Source organism: Micromonospora carbonacea (genome assembly GCF_014205165.1).
Classification (GTDB): Bacteria; Actinomycetota; Actinomycetes; order Mycobacteriales; family Micromonosporaceae; genus Micromonospora; species Micromonospora carbonacea.
In genome coordinates, this window is sequence record NZ_JACHMZ010000001.1 from 851481 (window position 1) to 872184 (window position 20704).

Sequence of the window (20704 nt, forward strand, 5' to 3'; positions counted from 1 at the left end):
GCCCGCCGGCTCCCGCGCGGGCGGCGCGCCCACCACGGCGTGCGCGTGGGCGTCTCGCCTGGTGGTTACGCTCAGGTGCGGCGCGCGCCGGTCGGCGAGGCTGGTCCACGCTGGGTGTGCCCGGCCTGTCGGCGGGGCGGTAGAGGTGAGGAGAGCGACATGTGGCGGGGTCTGATCGAGACGTACCGGGACCGGCTGCCGGTCACCGACGCCACCCCGGTCGTCACCCTGCACGAGGGGAACACCCCGCTGCTGCCCGCGCCGGTGCTCTCCGCCCGGCTCGGCTGTGACGTCTATCTCAAGGTCGAGGGGGCCAACCCGACCGGCTCGTTCAAGGACCGGGGCATGACGCTCGCGGTCTCCAAGGCCGTCGAGCACGGCGACAAGGCCATCATCTGCGCCTCGACCGGCAACACCAGCGCCTCCGCCGCCGCGTACGCGGCCCGCGCCGGGATCACCTGCGCCGTGCTGGTGCCGCAGGGCAAGATCGCGCTGGGCAAGCTGGCCCAGGCGCTGGTCCACGGCGCGCGGCTGCTCCAGGTCACCGGCAACTTCGACGACTGCCTGGCGCTGGCCGCCAAGCTCGCCCAGGACTACCCGGTCGCGCTGGTCAACTCGGTCAACCCCGACCGCCTGCACGGGCAGAAGACGGCCGCCTTCGAGATCGTCGAGGCGCTCGGCGACGCGCCCGACATCCACTGCCTGCCGGTCGGCAACGCGGGCAACATCTCCGCCTACTGGATGGGCTACTCGGAGGACCTGCGCGACGGCAACGCCACGAAGGCCCCGAAGATGTACGGCTTCCAGGCCGCCGGGGCCGCCCCGATCGTCACCGGCCAGGTGGTGCACGAGCCGTCGACCATCGCCACCGCCATCCGGATCGGCAACCCGGCGAGCTGGACGAAGGCCGTCGACGCCCGGGACGCTTCCGGCGGCCTGATCGCCGCCGTCAGCGACCGGGAGATCCTGGCCGCCTACCGGCTGCTGGCCCGCGAGGTCGGCGCGTTCGTGGAGCTGGGCAGCGCGGCCAGCGTCGCCGGGCTGCTCCAGCAGGCCGCCGCCGGCAGGGTTCCGGCCGGCTCGACGGTCGTCTGCACGGTCACCGGGCACGGCCTGAAGGACCCGGAGTGGGCCATCTCCACGGCCCCCGCCCCGATCACCATCGGCAACGACGCCCTCGCCGCCGCCCGCTCCCTCGATCTGGCCTGAGCCCGCGCCGGGCGGCGGCCCGCCGAGCGCCGACGTGGCCGGTCGGGCGGGCCGGTGATGGGGGGTGACGGGCCGTCGGGTCCACGGGCGGCGGGCGCGGCCCGCGCGGCGACGGGCGGGACACGCCGTCGGGGCGGGGCAGCGCGACCCCTGGCCCAACCGGGATGATGGGGTCGGGCACACTCTTCGTTACCGAGTCGTCCCATCCTTCTCTTCCCAGGAGTTGAGCCACGCCGATGTCGCTGCTCGCCAGATTCAGCCTCGCCAACCGAGGGCTGGTCGCCCTCATCGCGGTGGTCACGACGCTGTTCGGTCTGTTCGCCGTCCCGTCGTTGAAGCAGCAACTCCTGCCGTCGCTGGAGTTCCCGGGCGCGTTCGTCGTGGCCGTCTACCCCGGCGCCGCGCCCGAGATCGTCGAGTCGCAGGTGACCGAGCCGATCGAGAACAGCATCCAGGGCATCCCCGGGCTCGAGAAGGTCACCTCCACCTCCCGCGAGGGCTCGGCCACCGTCCAGGTGGAGTTCACGTTCGGCACCGACCTGGACAACGTGGTCAACAAGATGGAGACCGCGCTGAACCGGATCGACAGCCTGCTCCCCGAGGGCGTCGACCCGCAGATCCTCACCGGCACCACCGACGACCTCCCGGCCGTGGTCATCGCCGCTTCGGGCGGCGGCGGCGACGAGCGGGCGCTGGCCGACCGGCTGCGCGACACCGTCGTGCCGGAGCTGGAGGGCATCGACGGGGTCCGCACCGTCGCGGTGACCGGCACCCGGGAGCAGGTCGTCACGATCACGCCGGACCCGGCGAAGCTGGCCGCCGCGAAGCTCGCGCCGACCGCGATCGGCACCGCCCTGAAGACCAACGGCGTCGCCGTGCCGGCCGGCGCGGTCAGCGACGGTTCGCGGGCCCTCACCGTCCAGGTGGGCACGCCGATCCGCTCCGTCGACGACCTCAAGGGCATCGTGCTCGCCTCCACCGCGCCGAAGACGGCCCCGGTGAAGCTCGGCGACGTGGCGGCCGTGGAGCAGCAGCTCGCCCCGCCCACCTCGTTCACCCGCACCAACGGCCGGGACAGCCTCGGCATCGCCGTCATCGCCGCGCCGGACGGCAACGCCGTCGAGATCTCCCACGAGATCCGCGACCGCCTCGCCGACCTGCGTTCGGCCTCCGGCGCGGACCTGACCGTCGTGTTCGACCAGGCCCCGTTCGTGGAGAAGTCCATCGAGAGCCTCACCACCGAGGGCCTGCTGGGCCTGGTCATGGCGGTCGTGGTCATCCTGGTCTTCCTGCTGTCGGTGCGTTCCACCGTGGTCACCGCCGTGTCGATCCCGCTGTCGGTGCTGGTGGCGCTCATCGCGCTGTGGATCGGCGACTACTCGCTCAACCTGCTCACCCTCGGCGCGTTGACCATCGCGGTCGGCCGGGTGGTCGACGACTCGATCGTGGTGCTGGAGAACATCAAACGCCACCTGGAATACGGCGAGCCGAAGCGGCAGGCGATCCTCGCGGCGGTCCGGGAGGTGGCCGGCGCGGTGACCGCGTCGACGCTGACCACGGTCGCCGTGTTCGCCCCGATCGCGCTGGTCGGCGGCTTCGTCGGGCAGCTCTTCGCGCCGTTCGCGATCACCGTGACGGTGGCCCTGCTCGCCTCGCTGCTGGTCTCGCTCACGGTGATCCCGGTGCTGGCCTACTGGTTCCTCAAGCCGAAGCAGGGCGGGGCGGACGACGAAGCCGCGCGCCGGGCCGCCGAGGAGAAGGAGCTGCGCAGCCCGCTCCAGCGGGGCTACCTGCCGGTGATCGGGTTCGCCACCCGCAGCCGGGGCACCCGCTGGATCACCGTCGCGTTGGGGCTGGTGGTGCTGCTCGGCACGTTCGTCCTCTCCGGCGCGCTGAAGACCAACTTCCTTGACGACTCCGGTCAGGACACGCTGACCATCACCCAGCAGCTCCCGGCGGGCAGCGGCCTGGCCGCCACCGACCGGGCGGCCCGCCAGGTCGAGTCGGTGCTCGACCGGGCCGAGGGCGTCGAGACCTACCAGGTCAGCGCCGGGGGCAGCGACCAGCCCTGGGCGGGCGGCGGCGGCAACAACGCCGCCACCTTCTCGGTGACGCTCGACGGCGAGACCGACGTCGCGGAGGTGAAGCGGGAGCTGCGCCGCGAGTTCGACTCCCTCGGCGCCTCCGTCGGCGAGCTGAGCTTCGGCGGGGCCGACGCCGGCGGGTCGACCAACCAGCTCGAGGTCGTCGTGCAGGCGGCGGACACCGAGGTGCTGACCCGGGCCGCCGAGCAGGCGCGGGCCGCCATGGCCGGCACGGCCGACGTCGAGGACGTCTCGACCAGCCTGGCCGAGCGGGTGCCGCGGGTGGACGTGACCGTGGACCGGCTGGCCGCGGCGCGGGCGGGGCTCACCGAGGCGGCCGTCGGGCAGCTCGTGGCCCAGGTCTACCGGGGCACCCCGCTGGGGCAGGTCACCTTCGACGGCGGCCAGCAGGACGTGGTGCTGCGTTCCGGCGCGCAGCCGCCGCTGACGGTGGAGGAGCTGCGGGCCCTGCGCGTCGGCCCGGTCAAGCTCGACGACATCGCCGACATCACCCAGGCCGAGGGGCCGCAGCAGGTGACCCGCATCGACGGGGAGCGCAGCGTCACGGTCACCGGCACGGCGACCGGCGCCAACCTCGGCGCGACCACCGAGGAGCTGCGCAAGAAGCTGGACGCCATCGACGTCCCCGGCGCGACCATCAGCATCGGCGGCGTCAGCGCCGACCAGGCGGACGCGTTCGCCGACCTGGGGCTGGCCGTGCTCGCGGCCATCGCGATCGTGTTCCTGATCATGGTGGCGACGTTCCGCAGCCTGACCCAGGCGCTGATCCTGCTGATCTCCGTGCCGTTCGCGGCGACCGGCGCGATCGGCCTGCTGCTGGCCACCGGCACCCCGCTGGGCGTGCCGGCGCTGATCGGCGTGCTGATGCTGGTCGGCATCGTGGTGACCAACGCCATCGTGCTGCTGGATCTGATCAACCAGTACCGGGCGCAGGGCATGGGCGTCGGCGAGGCGGTGATCGAGGGCGGCCGGCGGCGGCTGCGCCCGATCCTGATGACGGCCGTCGCCACGATCTTCGCGCTGCTGCCGATGGCGTTCGGCCTGACCGGGGAGGGCGGCTTCATCTCCAAGCCGCTGGCGATCGTGGTGATCGGTGGCCTGCTCAGCTCCACCATGCTCACCCTGATCCTGGTCCCGACCCTCTACACGATGGTGGAGAACACCAAGGAGTCGCTGCGGGCCCGCCGGCAGCGTCGTCGGGGCGTACCGCCGGTGGAGCCCGCCGACGCCGGCCCGACGCCGGCCGGCGAGCCCGTGCCCGCCGCCGAGCCCGTGCCCGCCGGTGCCGCGCCGTCGGCGGCCCTGGTGGACGGCACCGACCAGTTCGAGGTGCTGCGCCTGCCGAAGAGCCGGCAGTCGCCGCTGCCGCCGCCGGCCGAGTAACCGCCGCGACCGCGCACGCCCCCGCCGGGTTCCACTCCGGCGGGGGCGTGCGCGCGTCCGCCCGGGTCGCGCATCCGACCGGTTGCGTTGCGTCAGAGGTCGCATACTGACGGTGTCGGGTCGCGTCGGGTGACCTGCTGTCGCGCGGGAGCGGGCATGGCGGACGGCGCGGGCCGGTGGGGGCGGCGGGCGGTGCTGCGCCGGGCCGGGCTGCTCGCCGGGGGCGCGCTCGTCGGGGCCGGCGTCACGGCCCAGTCCACCTGGATCGCCGACCGGCGGCTGCCCCTGGCCGGCGGCCCGGCCAGCGCCACCGTGGGCGGCGACGCGCAGCAGGTCGGCGACGGCGAGGTGTCGGTCGTCTGGGGCGCCCGCACCGGCCAGCGGCTGGTGGCGCTCACCTTCGACGACGGTCCCCGCCCACAGTGGACCCCGATGGTGCTCGACACCCTGGAGCGGTATGCCGTGCCGGCAACGTTCTTCCTGGTCGGGCAGCGCGTCCGGCAGCACGCGGGCCTGCTGCGCGGCCGGCTCGGCCGGCACGAGGTGGGCAACCACAGCTGGGCGCACCACGACCTCGCCCGGCACGACGCCGACGAGGTACACGACGACCTGAGCCGGGCGCACGACGCGATCGCCGAGGGCGTCGGGGTCGCCCCCCGGCTGCTGCGTCCCCCGTACGGGCACCTCGGCGGCGCGGTGCTGCACGCCGCCGCCCGGCTGGACTACCGGCTCGTGCTCTGGTCGTTCCAGATGGCCGAGGCGCGGTTCCCGGACGACCCGGCCGGGCACGCCCGGCGGGTCGTCGCCGGGGTGCGACCGGGCATGATCCTGCTCGCCCACGACGTCGGGGACGCCCGCCGGCTGGTCGCCCTGCGCGGCCTGCCCGACATGATCACGGGCCTGCGGGGCCGGGGCTTCACCTTCGTCACCGTCTCCGAGCTGCTGCGGCAGGCGGGCGCGCCGCAGCCCGGCGGGTAGGCTTCCCGTACGTGTCTCCCACCCTCTCGGTCCTGGTCCGCAACCGCAGCTTCCGCAACCTCTTCCTGGCCGAACTGGTGGTCTTCGGCGCGGACTGGTTCGTCATGGTGCCGCTGCTCGTCCTGCTGCCGAAGCTGACCGGCAGCGGGGTCTGGGGCGCCCTTGTGCTCGCCCTGGACACCGGCGTGGTGGCGCTGCTGCTGCCGTACACGGGGACGATCGCGGACCGGTTCGACCGCAAGAAGATCATGATGGCGGCCAACGTCGCCGCGCTGCTCGGCGTGCTCCTGCTGCTGGGCGTCCGGGGCGCGGGCACGGCGTGGCTGGCGATGGTGGCGATCGCCGTGGTGGCGGTGGCGAAGGCGTTCTACTCGCCGGCCGCCCAGGCCGCCCTGCCCAACGTCCTCGACCCGCAGGACCTGGCCGCCGGCAACGCGATCGCCGGCTCGGCCTGGGGCACCATGACCGTCGTCGGCGCGTCGCTGGGCGGCGTGCTCAGTGCCGCCGCCGGGCCGTACGCCTGCTTCTGGGTGGCCGCCGGCGGCCTGGCGCTGGCGGCGGGCCTCGCCGGGCTGATCCGCCGCCCGTTGCAGGCCCCCCGCGACGCCGCCGTGCCCGCACAGCGCACCTGGGCGGCGATCCGGGAGGCCCTCGGCTACATCGGGCACCGGCCCCGGGTGCTCGGCCTGGTCACGGTGAAGTCGGCGGTCGGGCTCGGCAACGGGGTGCTGACCGTCTTCCCGCTGCTCGCCGGCGTCTACGGGGTGAGCGCGATCGGCGTCGGCCTGCTCTTCGCGGTACGCGGCGCGGGCGCGCTGGTCGGGCCGATCCTGATGCGCCGGGTGCTGACGAACCGCGCCTGGCTGCTCCCCGGCCTCGCGCTGTCGATGTCGCTGTACGGCCTGGCCTACCTGGGCACGGCGGTGGTGAACTGGTTCCCGCTGGTGCTGGCGCTGGTGTTCGTCGCGCACTTCGCCGGCGGGAGCAACTGGGTGATGTCGAACTTCGCCCTCCAGGGCGAGGTGCCGGACCGGCTGCGCGGGCGCGTCTTCGCCACCGACATGATGCTGGCCACCCTGGCGATCTCGGTGAGCCAGCTGGTGGTGGCCGGGGTGGTGGACCTGGTCGACGAGCGGGTGGTGCTGGCCGGCTGCGGCCTGGTCACCCTGGTCTACGCGCTCGGCTGGCGGGTCGCCACCCGGCGGCTGTCGCTGACCGACCCGGTCGCCGAGGCCAGTCCGACGGGGGCGGCGTGAGGGGCGCGCCCGGTCAGCGCCCCGGCGATCACCAGACCCAGCCCGGTGGGGTGCAGCAGGGCGAAGACCACGCCGACCGCCGCGCTGTAGCGGGCGACCGTGCCGGCGGGCAGCGACGACCACGCGGAGGAGTAGAGCTGGGGCAGGGCGACCAGCCAGGCGATGTTGAGCAGGGCGGTGACCAGCAGGACCACCACGCCGGCCAGCAGCAGGGCCCGCGAGGGGCCCCGCAGGCGGTGGCGGCTCACGGCGGCCAGGACCAGCCCGGTCACCAGCACCAGCACGGTGGGCAGTTGGGTGGCCGTCTGCACGGCCGCGTACCCCAGGAATTCCACGCCGTTCCCCTCCCTGCGGACCCGTCGGCCGTCAGGCTAGCGAAGGGCGTCACGTCCCACGGGCCGGGCGGGACGCCGCGGGGCCGGTGCGGGGCCGGTGCGGCGGCCTAGCATGAGCGTCGTGCCGACGACATTCGTGTCCGGGCCGGTGAAGGTCCGGGTCCCCGCCACCAGCGCCAACCTCGGGCCGGGGTTCGACGCGCTGGGGCTGGCGCTCGGCCTGCACGACGACGTGGCCGCCGAGGTGGTGCCCGACGGCGTCCGGGTCACGGTGTCCGGGCAGGGCGCGGGCGAGTTGCCCGCCGACGAGTCGCACCTGGTCGTCCAGGCCATGCGGGCCACCTTCGACGCGCTGGGCGCGCAGCCGCCGGGCCTCGCGGTGGAGTGCGTCAACCGGATCCCGCAGGCCCGTGGGCTGGGCTCCTCGTCGGCCGCCATCGTGGCCGGCGTGCAACTGGCCCGGTCCCTGGTCGTCGACGGCGCGACCCGGTTGGACGACGCGGGCGCGCTGCGGCTGGCGGCCGAGATCGAGGGGCACCCCGACAACGTCGCGCCCTGCCTGCTCGGCGGCTTCACGATCGCCTGGACGGAGCCGACCGGCGCCCGGGCGGTCTCGCTGGCCGTGGCCGAGGGGGTGCGCCCGATCGTCTTCGTGCCCGCCGAGCGCGGGCTGACCGCCGTGGCCCGGGCCGCGTTGCCGGCGGCGGTCCCGCACGGCGACGCCGCGCTCAACGCCGGCCGGGCGGCGCTGCTGGTGCACGCCCTGACCGCCGAGCCGGCGCTGCTGCTGCCCGCCACGGTCGACCGGCTGCACCAGGACTACCGCGCCGCCGGTATGCCGGGCTCGTCGGCGCTGGTGTCAGCGCTGCGTGCGGCCGGTGTGGCGGCGGTGGTCAGTGGGGCCGGGCCCACCGTGCTGGCGCTCACCGAGCCCGCGGAACATTTCGCGCCCGGGGCCGGTTGGCAGGTCTGGTCGTTGGGTATAGACAGCCGCGGAGCGCGTGTCGCGCGGGGTACACTTGAACACGCCGAGCGGGACCCTGTTGCCGCAGGTCGGAAGAGTTGATTACGCTCTAGACTTAGCACAGCCGCGAAGCATGCGATCCTCCTGCGGGTCGGCGCACCCCCGAAGCTATCGGCGGTCAGCCCGTCACCCCTGCCTAAGGCCCACGCCGCACCGCAGTTTCCGCAGGTCGCCGCAGACGGCGAGACCTGCTCACCGAGGTTGGTGAGTCGGGGAAACCGACCGGCTGCTGTGTCACAGTCTCCCGCGACGCGTCATGCGAGGCGGGTGCACCGAGGCCGCCCGGCCACCTGCTTGTCGACTCCGGGCAGTCCCGGCCTATCGAGGGAAGGAATCCATTGAGCGACACCACCGACGTGACGTCGGATGTTTCCAACGTCGCTGGCGATGCCACCGCCGCTGCCCCCACCCGTCGTCGGCGTAGCGGCACCGGGCTGTCGGCGATGCTGCTGCCGGAGCTCCAGAGCCTGGCCGCGTCGCTCGGCATCTCCGGCACGGCTCGCATGCGCAAGGGCGAGCTGATCAGCGCGATCTCCGAGCGGCAGGGCGGCGCCGCCGCCGGGACCCCTCGTCCACGGGCCGAGGCCACGGCCGCCGCCGCTCCGGCCCGCGAGGAGGTGCGCGCCGAGGTCACCCAGGCCCCGTCGGGCACCGAGCGGGCCCCGGCCGAGCCGACCGCCGCCCCGGCGGAGGGCCGGACCCGGACCCGGCGCAGCCGGGCCGTCGCGGCGGCCGAGTCCCGGCCCGCCGAGGCCGAGACCCGGCCGGCGGAGCCCCGGGCCGAGGAGCCGCCGGCCGCCGCCACCGTTGTCGCCGAGCCCGCCGAGCGGGTCGAGGGGCGTCGGGAGCGGGGCAGCCGGGACCAGGCCGAGCGCGGCGAGCGGACCGAGCGGGCCGAGCGGGCTGAGCGCGGTGACCGGGCCGAGCGGGCCGAGCGCGGTGACCGTGCCGACCGCACCGACCGCACCGACCGCGGCGGGGACCGCAACGAGCGGGGCGACCGGTCCGAGCGGGCCGAGCGTGACCGCAACGACCGTGGCGAGCGGGCCGAGCGTGGCGACCGCAACGAGCGGGCCGACCGCAACGAGCGGACCGACCGTGGCGACCGCAACGACCGCAACGACCGGGGTCAGCGCGCCGAGCGGGACAACGGCGGCGACGACGACGACGAGGGCGGCGGCCGGCGGGGCCGGCGCAGCCGCTTCCGCGACCGCCGCCGGGGCCGGGGCGAGCGCGGCGAAGGCGACGGCGCCGCCGGTGGCGGTAGCGGCGGGCGCGAGCCGCAGGTGAGCGAGGACGACGTGCTCGTCCCGGTCGCCGGCATCATCGACGTGCTCGACAACTACGCCTTCGTCCGGACCACCGGCTACCTGGCCGGCCCGAACGACGTCTACGTCTCGATGTCCCAGATCAAGAAGTACGGCCTGCGCCGGGGCGACGCGATCACCGGCGCGGTGCGGGCGGCCCGGGACGGCGAGCAGCGGCGGGACAAGTACAACCCGCTGGTGCGGCTCGACACGATCAACGGGATGGAGCCGGAGGAGGCCCGGCGGCGGCCGGAGTTCTACAAGCTCACCCCGCTCTACCCGCAGGAGCGGCTGCGGCTGGAGACGGAGCCGCACATCCTGACGACGCGGGTGATCGACCTGGTCATGCCGCTCGGCAAGGGCCAGCGGGCGCTGATCGTCTCGCCGCCGAAGGCGGGCAAGACGATGGTGCTCCAGGCGATCGCGAACGCCATCACGCACAACAACCCGGAGTGCCACCTGATGGTGGTGCTGGTGGACGAGCGGCCCGAAGAGGTCACCGACATGCAGCGGTCGGTGAAGGGCGAGGTCATCGCGGCCACGTTCGACCGCCCGCCGCAGGACCACACGACGGTGGCGGAGCTGGCGATCGAGCGGGCGAAGCGACTGGTCGAGCTGGGGCACGACGTGGTCGTGCTGCTCGACTCGGTGACCCGGCTCGGTCGGTCGTACAACCTGGCGGCGCCGGCCTCCGGCCGGATCATGTCGGGTGGTATCGACTCCACCGCGCTCTACCCGCCGAAGCGCTTCCTGGGTGCGGCCCGCAACATCGAGAACGGCGGCTCGCTGACCATCCTCGCCACCGCGCTGGTGGAGACCGGTTCCATGGCGGACACGGTCATCTTCGAGGAGTTCAAGGGCACCGGCAACGCGGAGCTGAAGCTCGACCGGAAGATCGCCGACAAGCGCACCTTCCCGGCCGTGGACGTCAGCGCCTCGGGCACGCGCAAGGAGGAGATCCTGCTCGCGCCGGAGGAGCTGGCCATCATCCACAAGCTCCGCAAGGTGCTGCACTCGCTGGACTCGCAGGCGGCGCTCGACCTCCTGCTGGACCGGCTCAAGCAGTCCCGCACCAACATCGAGTTCCTGATGCAGATCGCGAAGTCCACACCGGGCGAGTGATCCGGTAGGCAGTACGCGCGGAAGGGCACGGCCGTGAGCGGCCGTGCCCTTCCGCGCGGTGTGCGCCCCGCGCGCCCCGTGCCCCCTCCGCGCGCCCCGCGCCCCCGGTCCGGGTGGTGAGAAGGGGACCCTTCTCTACCGGATGCGTTAACAAGGTGCCCTTCCTTGCACCCGGGGAATGCGGGAGGGGACCGGCACGTTGACCAAGCCGGACCTGCTGTGCGGCCCGCGCGAGGGGCCGGCTCACGCCCATGGCACACTGGTCAATCGGCCACCGGTTCCGGTTCACGCCCGATCCCGACGCACGTGTCGGGGCCGCACGGGCGACCCGGCGACCACCAAGCGAGAGGACCGAGGCGACATGAAGCCCAACATCCACCCGGAGTACACGACCACCGAGGTCACCTGCTCCTGCGGCAGCACCTTCACGACCCGCAGCACCGCCAAGGGCGGTTCCATCCACGTCGAGACCTGCAGCGCCTGCCACCCGTTCTACACCGGTAAGCAGCGCGTTCTCGACACGGCCGGCCGGGTCGCCAAGTTCCAGCAGAAGTACGCCAAGGTTCAGGCCAAGAAGGCCAAGTAGCTCCACGTTCGGCGCCCGCGTCCGGCTTCCCGCCGGGCGCGGGCGCTGTCCGTATTGCCCGCTTCCGTCCGGATGCTGCCGGCCGGTACGTCGTCGTCGAAGGAGCACCCGAGCATGAGCAGCGAGCGGCTGGCGGCCCTCCTCGACGAGTACGCCGAGCTGGAGAAGCGCCTCGCGGACCCGGCGATCCACGCGGACCAGGGCGTCGCCCGCCGGGTCGGCCGCCGCTATGCCGAGCTGTCGCCCCTGCACAAGGCGGCCGGTGAGCTGGAGCAGGCCCGTGCCGACCTGGCCGCGGCCCGGGAGCTGGCCGCCGAGGACCCGTCCTTCGCCGGCGAGGCGGAGGCGATCGCCGCCGGGCTGCCCGCCCTGGAGGAGCGCCTCGCCGAGCTGCTGATCCCGCGCGACCCGCACGACGCCAAGGACGTGATCGTCGAGATCAAGGCCGGCGAGGGCGGCGAGGAGTCGGCCCTGTTCGCCGGGGACCTGCTGCGGATGTACACCCGGTACGCCGAGCGCCGTGGCTGGCTCACCGAGGTCATCGACGCGCAGGACTCCGACCTGGGCGGAGTCAAGGACGTCTCGCTGGCGATCAAGACCAAGGGCGTCCCGGAGGGCGGCAACGGGGTGTGGTCCCGGCTCAAGTGGGAGGGCGGCGTGCACCGGGTGCAGCGCGTACCCGTCACCGAGTCGCAGGGGCGCATCCACACCAGCGCCGCCGGGGTGCTGGTGCTGCCCGAGGCCGAGGACGTCGACGTCACCATCGACGCCAACGACCTGCGGATCGACGTGTTCCGCTCGTCGGGCCCGGGCGGGCAGTCGGTCAACACCACCGACTCGGCGGTGCGGATCACCCACGTGCCGACCGGGATCGTCGTCTCCTGCCAGAACGAGAAGTCGCAGCTACAGAACCGGGAGCAGGCGATGCGCATCCTGCGGGCGCGGCTGCTGGCCGCCGCCCAGGAGCAGGCCGACGCCGCCGCCTCGGACGCCCGCAAGGCCCAGGTGCGCACCGTGGACCGCTCGGAGCGCATCCGCACGTACAACTTCCCGCAGAACCGGATCACCGACCACCGGATCGGCTACACGGCGTACAACCTCGACCTGGCCCTCGCCGGTGAGCTGGACGGCGTGCTGGACGCCCTGGCCGACGCGGACCGCGCGGCGCGGCTGGCCGGCGACCCGGAGCTGACCCGCCGCTGAGGCGTGCCGGCGGGCCTGCGGCGGGGCGCGCCCCGCACGGGGGCTCAGCCGGCGCGGAGGCGGTTCTTCGCGGCGAGCATCTCCCGGTCGGCGGTCTCGAACGCCGCGCCGATCGCCCCGCGCAGGCCCGGGCCGTTGGCCTCGACCTCGGCGAAGCCGATGGTCACCCCGACCGGGGTGCCCGGCACCAGCGCCTCCCAGTCCTCCGTGCGCACCGCCGCCTCGATCCGGCGGGCCACGTCGGCCGCCTCGGCCATGCCCGCACCGGAGAGCACCACCACGAACTCGTCGCCGCCGTAGCGGGCCACGAAGTCGCCCCGGCGCATGACCCGGTTGATCACCCCGGCGATGCGCTGGAGGACCAGGTCGCCGGAGTGGTGGCCGTGGCGGGTGTTGACCGCCTTGAAGCCGTCGAGGTCGCACACCCCGATCACCACCCGCTCCCCGCCGGCCACGACGGCCGCGATGTAGCGCTCCAGCCGGCGGCGGTTGGGCAGGCCGGTCAGCGGGTCGGTGAGCGCCTCGCCCTCGAACCGGGCCGCCTCCCGCCGCATCTCCTCGTGGTCGATCCGGGCGGCGATGCCGTCGATGTAGACGTCCCGCAGCCGGTCGTTGCGCTGCGCGGCGAGGCGGAACGCGTGCCGGTCGGCCCGGTGGGCCGCCGCGTGGTCGCCCGCCCGGGCGTACGCGATGCTGCGCAGCCGGGCCGGCTCCGCCGCGCCGAGGGTCTCGTTGGAGACCCGGGCGGTGTCGAGCCGGGTGATCGCCTCGATCGGGTTGCCGGCCGCGATGGCCAGGCAGACCTGGCCGAGCTGGCGCATGTCCCGGGCGCGGGCGCTGTCCGCGCCGTGGCCGAGCAGGCGGTTCGGGTCGGCGTCGGCGGCGGTCTCCACCCGGTCGCCGAGGGCGGCCCGTCGGGCGGCGGCGTAGCCGTACGCGGCCAGGCTGCTCGGGCGCAGCTCCTCGGCGCGCCCGCCGCGCAGGAACCGGCCCAGGTCGGCGGCGACGTCCCGCAGCACCCGCAGGCAGCCGTCGCTGTCGCCGTTGTGGTCGAGGGCGACCGCGTTGCGCAGCCGGATGCCGGGCGCGGCGAACGTCTCCTCGGGGATGCCGGCGGCCAGCCCGAGCTGGCGGGCGCGCTCGATCGCGCCGAGCGCGTACCCGTGGAAGCTGAGGTAGGAGTAGGCCATCGCCAGGTCGTGCCAGCCCCAGGCGGTGTCCCGGTCCGGGTCCTCGACCGCGCCCAGCGCCCGGGCCGCCTTCACCAGGTGGGTGACGCACCGGTCGAGCGCCCCCTGATGGTGGGCGGCGAGCGCGGCCAGCGCGTTGAGGTGCCCGTGCAGGTAGGGCTCGGCGAGGTCCCGTACGGCGGCGGACGCCTCCTCGATGGCCCGGGTGTATTCGGCGGTGCGCCCGAGATTGATCAACGCGGAGAGGCGCTGCACGAGCGCGTCGGCCCGGGCGTACTGGTCGTCCGTGCTGCGGATCACGCCGTCGAGCAGGAGGCACGACTCGGCGGAGCGACTCACCTCCTGCAGGGCGCGTGCCCGTGTCAGGACGTCAACCTGGTCGTTGACCCGGTTGAGCCACCCCACCCGCGACCTCCCTGTCGGTGTGTGCACACGGAGGCACCAACTCGTGGCGCGGGTCCGCGACGCTTCATGATTATGTCGTGACCTCCCGTCCGCAACACCCGTCCGAAGGGTCAGAACGCCTCAGGCCCACGGTGGCGGTGGCCCGCGCCGCCCGCGTCCTCGCCGCGGCGGGGATCGATGCCCCCCGCGCCGAGGCCGAGCTGCTCGCCGCGCACGTGCTGGGCGTGCCCCGGGGACGGCTGGCGCTGGCCGACGGCCTCGCCCCCGACCAGCTCGACCGGTACGACGCCCTGGTCGCCCGGCGGGCCACCCGCGAGCCGCTCCAGCACCTCACCGGCACGGCCGCCTTCCGACACCTGGAGCTGGCGGTCGGCCCCGGCGTCTTCGTGCCCCGCCCGGAAACGGAGCTGCTCGCCGGCTGGGGCGTCGACCAGGCCCGGCTACGGTCCGGCGGCGGAGGGTCGTCGGGCCCAGGCGGGTCGGCGGTCCCGGGCGGGTCGGCGGCCAGCGGCGCCGCGCCGGCCGGCGCGCCCGCGACCGCCGGCAGCCCGCTGGTCGTCGACCTGTGCAGCGGGTCGGGGGCGATCGCCCTCGCCGTGGCCCAGGAGACGCCCGCCGCCCGGGTGGTGGCCGTGGAGCGGTCCCCGGCGGCGCTGGCGTGGCTGCGGCGCAACGCGGCCGACCGGGCCGCCGCCGGGGATCGCCCGGTGGAGGTGGTGGCCGCCGACGTCACCGACCCGGGCCTGCTGGGCGGCCTTGAGGGGCGGGTGGACGTGCTGCTGTGCAACCCGCCGTACGTGCCGAGGGCGGTCGAGGTGCCCCCGGAGGTGGCGGCGCACGACCCGGACGAGGCGGTCTTCGGCGGGGCGGACGGGCTGGACGTGATCCGGCCGGTGCTGGCCCGGGCCGCGCTGCTGCTCCGCCCCGGCGGGGTGCTCGGCGTCGAGCACGACGACACGCACGGCGCGGCGGTGCCCGCGCTGCTGGCCGCCGACGGCCGGTACGAGGTGGTCGAGGAGCACCGGGACCTGGCCGGGCGGCCCCGGTTCACCACCGCCCGCCGCCGGCTGCCGGCCGCCGCCCGGTGACCGCCCGCCGCCGGTTGCCGGCCCGCCCGTCGGTGACCGCGCGCCGTCGGTGACCGGCCGCCCGCCGCGCCTCGCGGAGGCGGTCGCATCCGGACCTGTGGGACCCGTTCACGCCGACGACGCCGACCGGGCCGGGGCGTGGCAGACTGACTTCTCGTGATGCTCTACGACTGTCGGTCGCTCGCCGACCGGGACCGCGGCATCGCCGCTGCCATCGAGGCCGTCAAGAACGGCGAGCTGGTCGTCCTGCCGACGGACACGGTCTACGGGATCGGCGCGGACGCCTTCACCCCGTACGCGGTGCGGGCGCTCTCGGACGCCAAGGGCGGCACCCGGCAGGCGCCCCCGGTGCTGATCGGGTCCCGGCACACCCTCGACGGCCTGGTCTTCACGCTGCCCCGGTCGGCCCGCGACCTGGTCGAGGCGTTCTGGCCGGGCGCGCTCACGATCATCGTGGAGCACTCGCCGAGCCTGTCGTGGGACCTCGGCGACGAGACGGGCAGCGGCACGGTCGCGGTGCGGATGCCGCTGCACCCGGTGGCCCTGGAGGTGCTGCGGGAGACCGGCCCGATGGCGGTGGCGTCGGCCAACAAGGTGGGCCAGCCGGCTGCGGTGACCGCCGAGGCGGCCCGGGAACAGCTCGGTTACACGGTGCGGGCCTACCTGGAGGCGGGGGCGTGTCCCGACCCGGTGCCGAGCACCATCGTCGACCTCACCGGCGAGACGCCGACGCTGGTGCGCGCCGGGGCGATCCCGGTCGAGCAACTGCGCGACGTCGTGCCGGACCTCGTCGAGAGCCGGGTGGGCTGAGTGCCGCCGTTCACCGTCCTGCACGTCTGCATGGGGAACATCTGCCGCTCGCCGATGGCGGAGCGGCTGCTGGCGCTGGCCGTCCGCGAGCGGCTGGCGCGGCGCGGCGTCGACCCGGCCGACGCCGACGCGCTGCTGCACAGCCACAGCGCCGGCACCGGGGGGTGGCACGCGGGCGAGGAGATGAACCCGCCGGCCGCCCGCCAGCTGACCGCCCGGGGCGGCGACGTGGCCGGCTTCGCCGCCCGCAAGCTGCGCTCCGATCTCATCGACGCGGCCGACCTGGTGCTCACGGCCACCGCAGACCAGCAGGAGTACGTGGTGGCGCTGCGCCCCGACGCCGCGCCCCGCACGTTCGTGCTCGGCGAGTTCGGCCGGCTGCTGGCGGCCGTGGACGCCGCCGGGCTGCCTCCGGCCGACGCCACCGGCGACGCCGTGTACGCCCGGGGGGTGGCCCTGGTCGCCGCCGTGCACGCCGCCCGGGAGGGCGCGGCCCCGCTGCACACCGACGACCTCGACGACCCGTGGGGGCGCGGCGACCAGTGCTTCAGCCGGGTCGCCGACGAGATCGAGGAGACCGTTCACCCGCTGGCCGCCGCGCTGCTGCCCTGAGCCGGCTGCGGGGGACTGACCCGCCGGCTACCCTGAGCCGGCTGCGGAGGGCTGACCCGCCGGCTGCCCCGAGCGACTGTGGGGGAGTCCGCCGCGCTGGGCCCGGGGCCCGGCGGCGTGCCCCTCCCCGGGAGCCGGCGGCGCGCGTCGCGTGTCTTTCTCGCGAATTTCGTACCCCTTTGGGGAAAAGCGGCGGGGTTAGCCGCCGTCCGGGTCATTCTGAACGGGTCCGTACCTGACCGGCTCCTGCGGGGAGAGCTGATGATCCGGGCCCGTCGTCTCCACAAGCTCATGACCATCGTGCTGGCCGGCGTGCTCGCCGGGCTGGCGCTCGCCGTGGCGGCGCTGCCGGCCGCCCTGGTCTTCGGGATCGGCATCCGGGGCATCACCGAGCCGTGGTCGGAGCTGCCGGCGTCGCTGCTCACGCCGCCCACGGCGCAACGGTCCACCCTCTACGCCAACGACGGCCGCACCCTGATCACGTCCTTCTACACCGAGGACCGCGTCGACGTGCCGCTGGCCCAGGTGGCGCCGGCGATGCGCCAGGCCGTCGTCGCCGCCGAGGACGTGCGCTTCTACGAGCACAAGGGCGTGGACCCGCGCGGCGTCGTCCGGGCGTTCACCGCCAACCGCCGCGACGGCGCGCCCCGGCAGGGCGCGTCGACCCTGACCATGCAGTACGTGCGCAACGTGCTTGCCGGCGACCCCGCCCTCACCGAGGAGCAGCGGGCCAAGGCCACCGAGGTCACCCTCACCCGCAAGGTCAAGGAGATGCGGTACGCCCTGGCGGTGGAGCGCGAGCTGAGCAAGGACCAGATCCTCGCCGGCTACCTCAACATCGCCTACTTCGGCGCCGGAGCCTACGGGGTGGGGGCCGCCAGCAAGCGCTACTTCTCGAAGTCACCGGCGAAGCTCACCCTGGCCGAGTCGGCCCTGCTGGCCGGCCTGGTCCGCTCGCCGGACACCGACGACCCGATCAACGGCGACGCCGACGCGGCGCTGGCCCGCCGGGCGTACGTGCTGGACCGGATGGTCGAGACCGGCCAGGTCGCGCCCGAGGCGGCCGAGGCGGCGAAGGCCGAGCCGCTCAAGCTGAAGCCCAGCGCCACGCCGAACGACTGCACGGCAGTCCCGCAGGAGCACAACGACTGGGGCTTCTTCTGCGACTGGTTCACCCGCTGGTGGGGCGAGCAGCCGGCGTTCGGCGCCACCGCCGACGAGCGGCAGCGCACCCTGCGCCGGGGCGGTTTCCGGATCGTCACCTCGCTCGACCCGGCCGTGCAGCGGACCGCCACCGAGCAGGTGCTCGGCGTCTACGACGTCGACGACCCCCGCGCCGCGCCGACCGCCGTGGTGCAGCCCGGCACCGGCCGGGTGCTCGCCCTCGCGGTGAACCGCAACTACAGCGTCGAGGAGAACCCGCAAGGGTGGCGCAACCGGCCGAACACCGTCAACCAGCTCGTCGCCGGGGGCGGGGCCATCACCGGTTACCAGGCCGGGTCGACGTTCAAGATCTTCGCGGTGCTTGCGGCGCTGGAGGCGGGCCTGCCGCTGGACACCCTGTTCGACGCGCCGTCCCGCATCGTCACCCGCTTCCCGGTGACCGGCGGCACCGCCGACTGCCGGGGCCGCTGGTGCCCGGTCAACGCCGACCCGCTCGGGATGGACGGCTACCGGACCATGTGGGACGCGTTCGGCCGGTCGGTGAACACCTACTTCGCCTGGCTCACCGAGCGGGTCGGCGCGGACCGGGTGGTGGAGATGGCCGAACGGCTCGGCATCCGGCTGCGCGCCGAGCCCGACGCCAGGATGGCCCGCTACGGCGCGCGGGACTGGGGCCCGTTCACGCTGGGCGTCGCCGCGACCACCCCGCTCGACCTCGCCGGGGCGTACGCGGCGGTGGCCGCCGAGGGGATGTGGTGCGCGCCCACGCCGGTGGTGCGGATCCTTGACGCCGCCGGGCGGGAGGTCGCCGCCGGACGCCCGGACTGCCGGCAGGTGCTCGACACGGACGTGGCCCGGGGCGCGGCCGACGCGGCCCGGTGCCCGGTCGGCGACCAGTCGATGTACGGCGGCTGCGCCGGCGGCACCGCCCCGGACCTGCGCGCCCGGCTGGGTCGGCCGGTGGCCGGCAAGACCGGCAGCTCGGAGGGGAACGGCACGGAGACCGTCGTCGCGTTCACGCCGCAGCTCGCCGTCGCCTCGATCGCCGCGAACCCGGACGATCCCCGCGACGCGGTCGGCCGGGCGGTCCAGGCCCAACTGGTCGACGTGGTGGGGCGCATCCTCTACGACACCCTCCAGGGCCAGCCGGTGCGTGACTTCGTCCCACCGAGCGAGTCGGTGGCCCGACACGCCACGGCCCCCCGCGCCGGCAACTGACCGTGGCTCATGAACCGAGGAAATGGGGGGTCTTGGAAACAACGGGCCCCTCAAGGGGCCGAAATCCTCCAAGATCTGCCCGACCTCCGCGCCCGGCTCCGGGGCGCGCGGCGCTGCGACGACGCGTGGGGGGTGATGTCGTGTTCGACTCAGCTTCGTAGGGCGCGCGAAGGGTCGTCGGCCGCCGACGGGAGGGCTTCCGCGCCTCGGGCGATGTTCCTCGCCATGCCGCCGAAGACGATCGCGTGGAACGGGAACACCGCGCCCCAGTAGGCGTGCCCGGGCAGGCCCCTCGGCAGGAAGACCGCGCGCTGGACGTACCGGCTGGTGCCGTCCCCGGTCGGCTCGGCGCGCATCTCCAGCCAGGCCCGGCCGGGCAGCCGCATCTCGGCGCGCAGCCGCAGCAGTTCGCCCGGGACGATCTCCTCGACCCGCCAGAAGTCCAGCGCCTCGCCGACGCGCAGCCGGTGCGGGTCGCGCCGGCCCCGGCGCAGCCCCACCCCGCCGGCCAGCCGGTCCAGCCAGCCGCGTACCGCCCAGGCCAGCGGGAACGAATACCACCCGTTCTCGCCGCCGACGCCCTCGATCACCCGCCACAGCGCGTCGGCCGGGGCGCGCACGGCCCGCTCCCGCACGTCCGTGTACGCCGTGCCGCCGGACCACTTCGGGTCGCTGGGCAGCGGCTCGGCTGGGGCGTCCGGCCCGCTGGCGGTGGACCAGCGGGTCTCCACCTGCGCGTCGCGGACCCGCGCGAGCGCCAGCTCGACCGCCCGGTCGAAGCCGGTCAGCCCGCCGGGCGGGTCCGGCACGTACGCCGCGATGTCGTGCTCGTGGGCGACCGCCTCGTGGACCAGGCTCTCCACCAGCGGCCGGGCGATCGCGTTGGGCACGGGGGTGATCAGGCCGACCCAGTGCGACGACAGCGACGGGGTCAGCGGCCGGACCGGCAGGATGAGCCGCCGGCGCAGCCCGGCCACCCGGGCGTAGCGCTGCATCATGTCGCCGAAGGTGAGCACGTCGGGGCCGCCGATGTCGAACGTCCGGTTGACCTGCGGCGGCAGGGCGGCGCAGCCGACCAGGTAGTGCAGCACGTCCCGCACGGCGATCGGCTGGATCCGGTTGCGCACCCAGCGCGGCGTGACCATGGCGGGCAGCCGCTCGGTGAGGTGGCGCAGCATCTCGAACGACGCCGAGCCGGACCCGATGATGATCGCCGCCCGGAGCACCGCCGTGGGCACCCCGCTGTCGAGCAGGATCCGGCCGACCTCGGCCCGGGACCGCAGGTGCGCCGACGGGAGGCCGTCGTCGCCCTTCGGCTCGGGGCCGCCGAGGTAGACGATCCGGCGTACGCCCGCGGCGCGCGCCGCGTCGGCGAAGGCGACCGCGGCCTCCCGGTCGGCGGCCTCGAAGCCGGCCTGCCCGAGCGAGTGCACCAGGTAGTAGGCGACGTCCACGTCCGCGAACGCGGCCGGCAGGGTCTCCGGCTTGCGCAGGTCGCCCTCGGCGATCTCGGCCCGCTCCGCCCACGGCACGTCGCGCAGCCGACCGGCGTGCCGGGCCAGGCAGCGCACCTGGTGCCCCTCGGCGAGCAGCAGGGGCGCGAGCCGCCCGCCGATGTACCCGGTCGCGCCGGTGACGAGGCATCTCACGGCCTCCAGTGTGCGGCTCCGTAGACTCGTTCGCTGTGGAGAACGCGAGGAGCACCTTCC

At 74.8% G+C, this 20704-nt stretch carries 15 protein-coding genes; 12 read left to right on the top strand and 3 right to left on the bottom strand.

All coding sequences use genetic code 11. The features are described from left to right. The first annotated feature begins 159 nt into the window (after positions 1-159). From thrC to HDA31_RS03940, 4 genes are all read left to right on the top strand, one after another. Entirely contained in the window at positions 160-1209 is a 1050-nt protein-coding gene (gene thrC / locus HDA31_RS03925) for a threonine synthase (protein WP_074472755.1), read from the top strand. Positions 1210-1445: 236 nt separating this feature from the next. Then, positions 1446-4697 carry an efflux RND transporter permease subunit gene (locus tag HDA31_RS03930; protein WP_178066257.1) on the top strand — a complete coding sequence of 1084 codons (3252 nt, stop codon included), beginning with the start codon at positions 1446-1448 and terminating at the stop codon, positions 4695-4697. Between the two features lie 156 nt (positions 4698-4853). Beyond that, on the top strand, positions 4854-5675 hold the full coding sequence (locus HDA31_RS03935) for a polysaccharide deacetylase family protein (RefSeq protein ID WP_178066256.1): 822 nt from the start codon (positions 4854-4856) through the stop codon (positions 5673-5675). A gap of 11 nt (positions 5676-5686) precedes the next feature. Next, a complete protein-coding gene (locus HDA31_RS03940) occupies positions 5687-6931 on the top strand; it encodes an MFS transporter (RefSeq protein ID WP_178066255.1) in 1245 nt (414 codons plus the stop codon). Here the strand turns inward: HDA31_RS03940 and HDA31_RS03945 are convergent. Next, a complete protein-coding gene (locus HDA31_RS03945; RefSeq protein WP_074472759.1) occupies positions 6847-7266 on the bottom strand; it encodes a hypothetical protein in 420 nt (139 codons plus the stop codon). The genes HDA31_RS03940 and HDA31_RS03945 overlap by 85 nt on opposite strands. A 112-nt stretch (positions 7267-7378) precedes the next feature. Here HDA31_RS03945 and thrB point away from each other — a divergent pair, with 112 nt between their 5' ends. From thrB to prfA, 4 genes are all read left to right on the top strand, one after another. Further along, a complete protein-coding gene (gene thrB / locus HDA31_RS03950; RefSeq protein WP_221486555.1) occupies positions 7379-8332 on the top strand; it encodes a homoserine kinase in 954 nt (317 codons plus the stop codon). Positions 8333-8628: 296 nt separating this feature from the next. Then, positions 8629-10719 carry a transcription termination factor Rho gene (gene rho / locus HDA31_RS03955; RefSeq protein WP_178066254.1) on the top strand — a complete coding sequence of 697 codons (2091 nt, stop codon included), beginning with the start codon at positions 8629-8631 and terminating at the stop codon, positions 10717-10719. 361 nt (positions 10720-11080) lie between these two features. Then, entirely contained in the window at positions 11081-11305 is a 225-nt protein-coding gene (rpmE, locus tag HDA31_RS03960) for a 50S ribosomal protein L31 (RefSeq protein WP_043966028.1), read from the top strand. Positions 11306-11419: 114 nt separating this feature from the next. Beyond that, on the top strand, positions 11420-12508 hold the full coding sequence (gene prfA, locus HDA31_RS03965) for a peptide chain release factor 1 (RefSeq protein ID WP_178066253.1): 1089 nt from the start codon (positions 11420-11422) through the stop codon (positions 12506-12508). A 44-nt stretch (positions 12509-12552) separates the two neighbouring features. On the opposite strand, the gene HDA31_RS03970 is transcribed toward prfA, so the two are convergent. Then, positions 12553-14103 carry a GGDEF domain-containing protein gene (locus HDA31_RS03970; protein ID WP_074472762.1) on the bottom strand — a complete coding sequence of 517 codons (1551 nt, stop codon included), beginning with the start codon at positions 14101-14103 and terminating at the stop codon, positions 12553-12555. A 77-nt stretch (positions 14104-14180) separates the two neighbouring features. Between HDA31_RS03970 and prmC the strand changes: the two genes are divergently transcribed. The 4 genes from prmC (at position 14181) to HDA31_RS03990 (ending at position 18995) form a co-directional block, all read left to right on the top strand. Beyond that, positions 14181-15191 carry a peptide chain release factor N(5)-glutamine methyltransferase gene (prmC, locus tag HDA31_RS03975; protein WP_178066252.1) on the top strand — a complete coding sequence of 337 codons (1011 nt, stop codon included), beginning with the start codon at positions 14181-14183 and terminating at the stop codon, positions 15189-15191. A 159-nt stretch (positions 15192-15350) separates the two neighbouring features. After that, a complete protein-coding gene (locus tag HDA31_RS03980; RefSeq protein WP_178066251.1) occupies positions 15351-16001 on the top strand; it encodes an L-threonylcarbamoyladenylate synthase in 651 nt (216 codons plus the stop codon). Next, the gene (locus HDA31_RS03985) at positions 16002-16613 is read left to right on the top strand and encodes an arsenate reductase/protein-tyrosine-phosphatase family protein (protein WP_178066250.1); all 612 of its coding nucleotides are present in this window, start codon (positions 16002-16004) and stop codon (positions 16611-16613) included. It begins immediately after the preceding gene. 261 nt (positions 16614-16874) lie between these two features. Then, positions 16875-18995, top strand: coding sequence for a transglycosylase domain-containing protein (locus HDA31_RS03990; protein WP_178066249.1), 2121 nt, complete (start codon positions 16875-16877; stop codon positions 18993-18995). A 149-nt stretch (positions 18996-19144) separates the two neighbouring features. On the opposite strand, the gene HDA31_RS03995 is transcribed toward HDA31_RS03990, so the two are convergent. Continuing rightward, positions 19145-20644: an SDR family oxidoreductase gene (locus tag HDA31_RS03995; RefSeq protein ID WP_178066248.1), complete on the bottom strand. Its 1500-nt coding sequence runs from the start codon at positions 20642-20644 to the stop codon at positions 19145-19147. Positions 20645-20704: the final 60 nt, after the last annotated feature.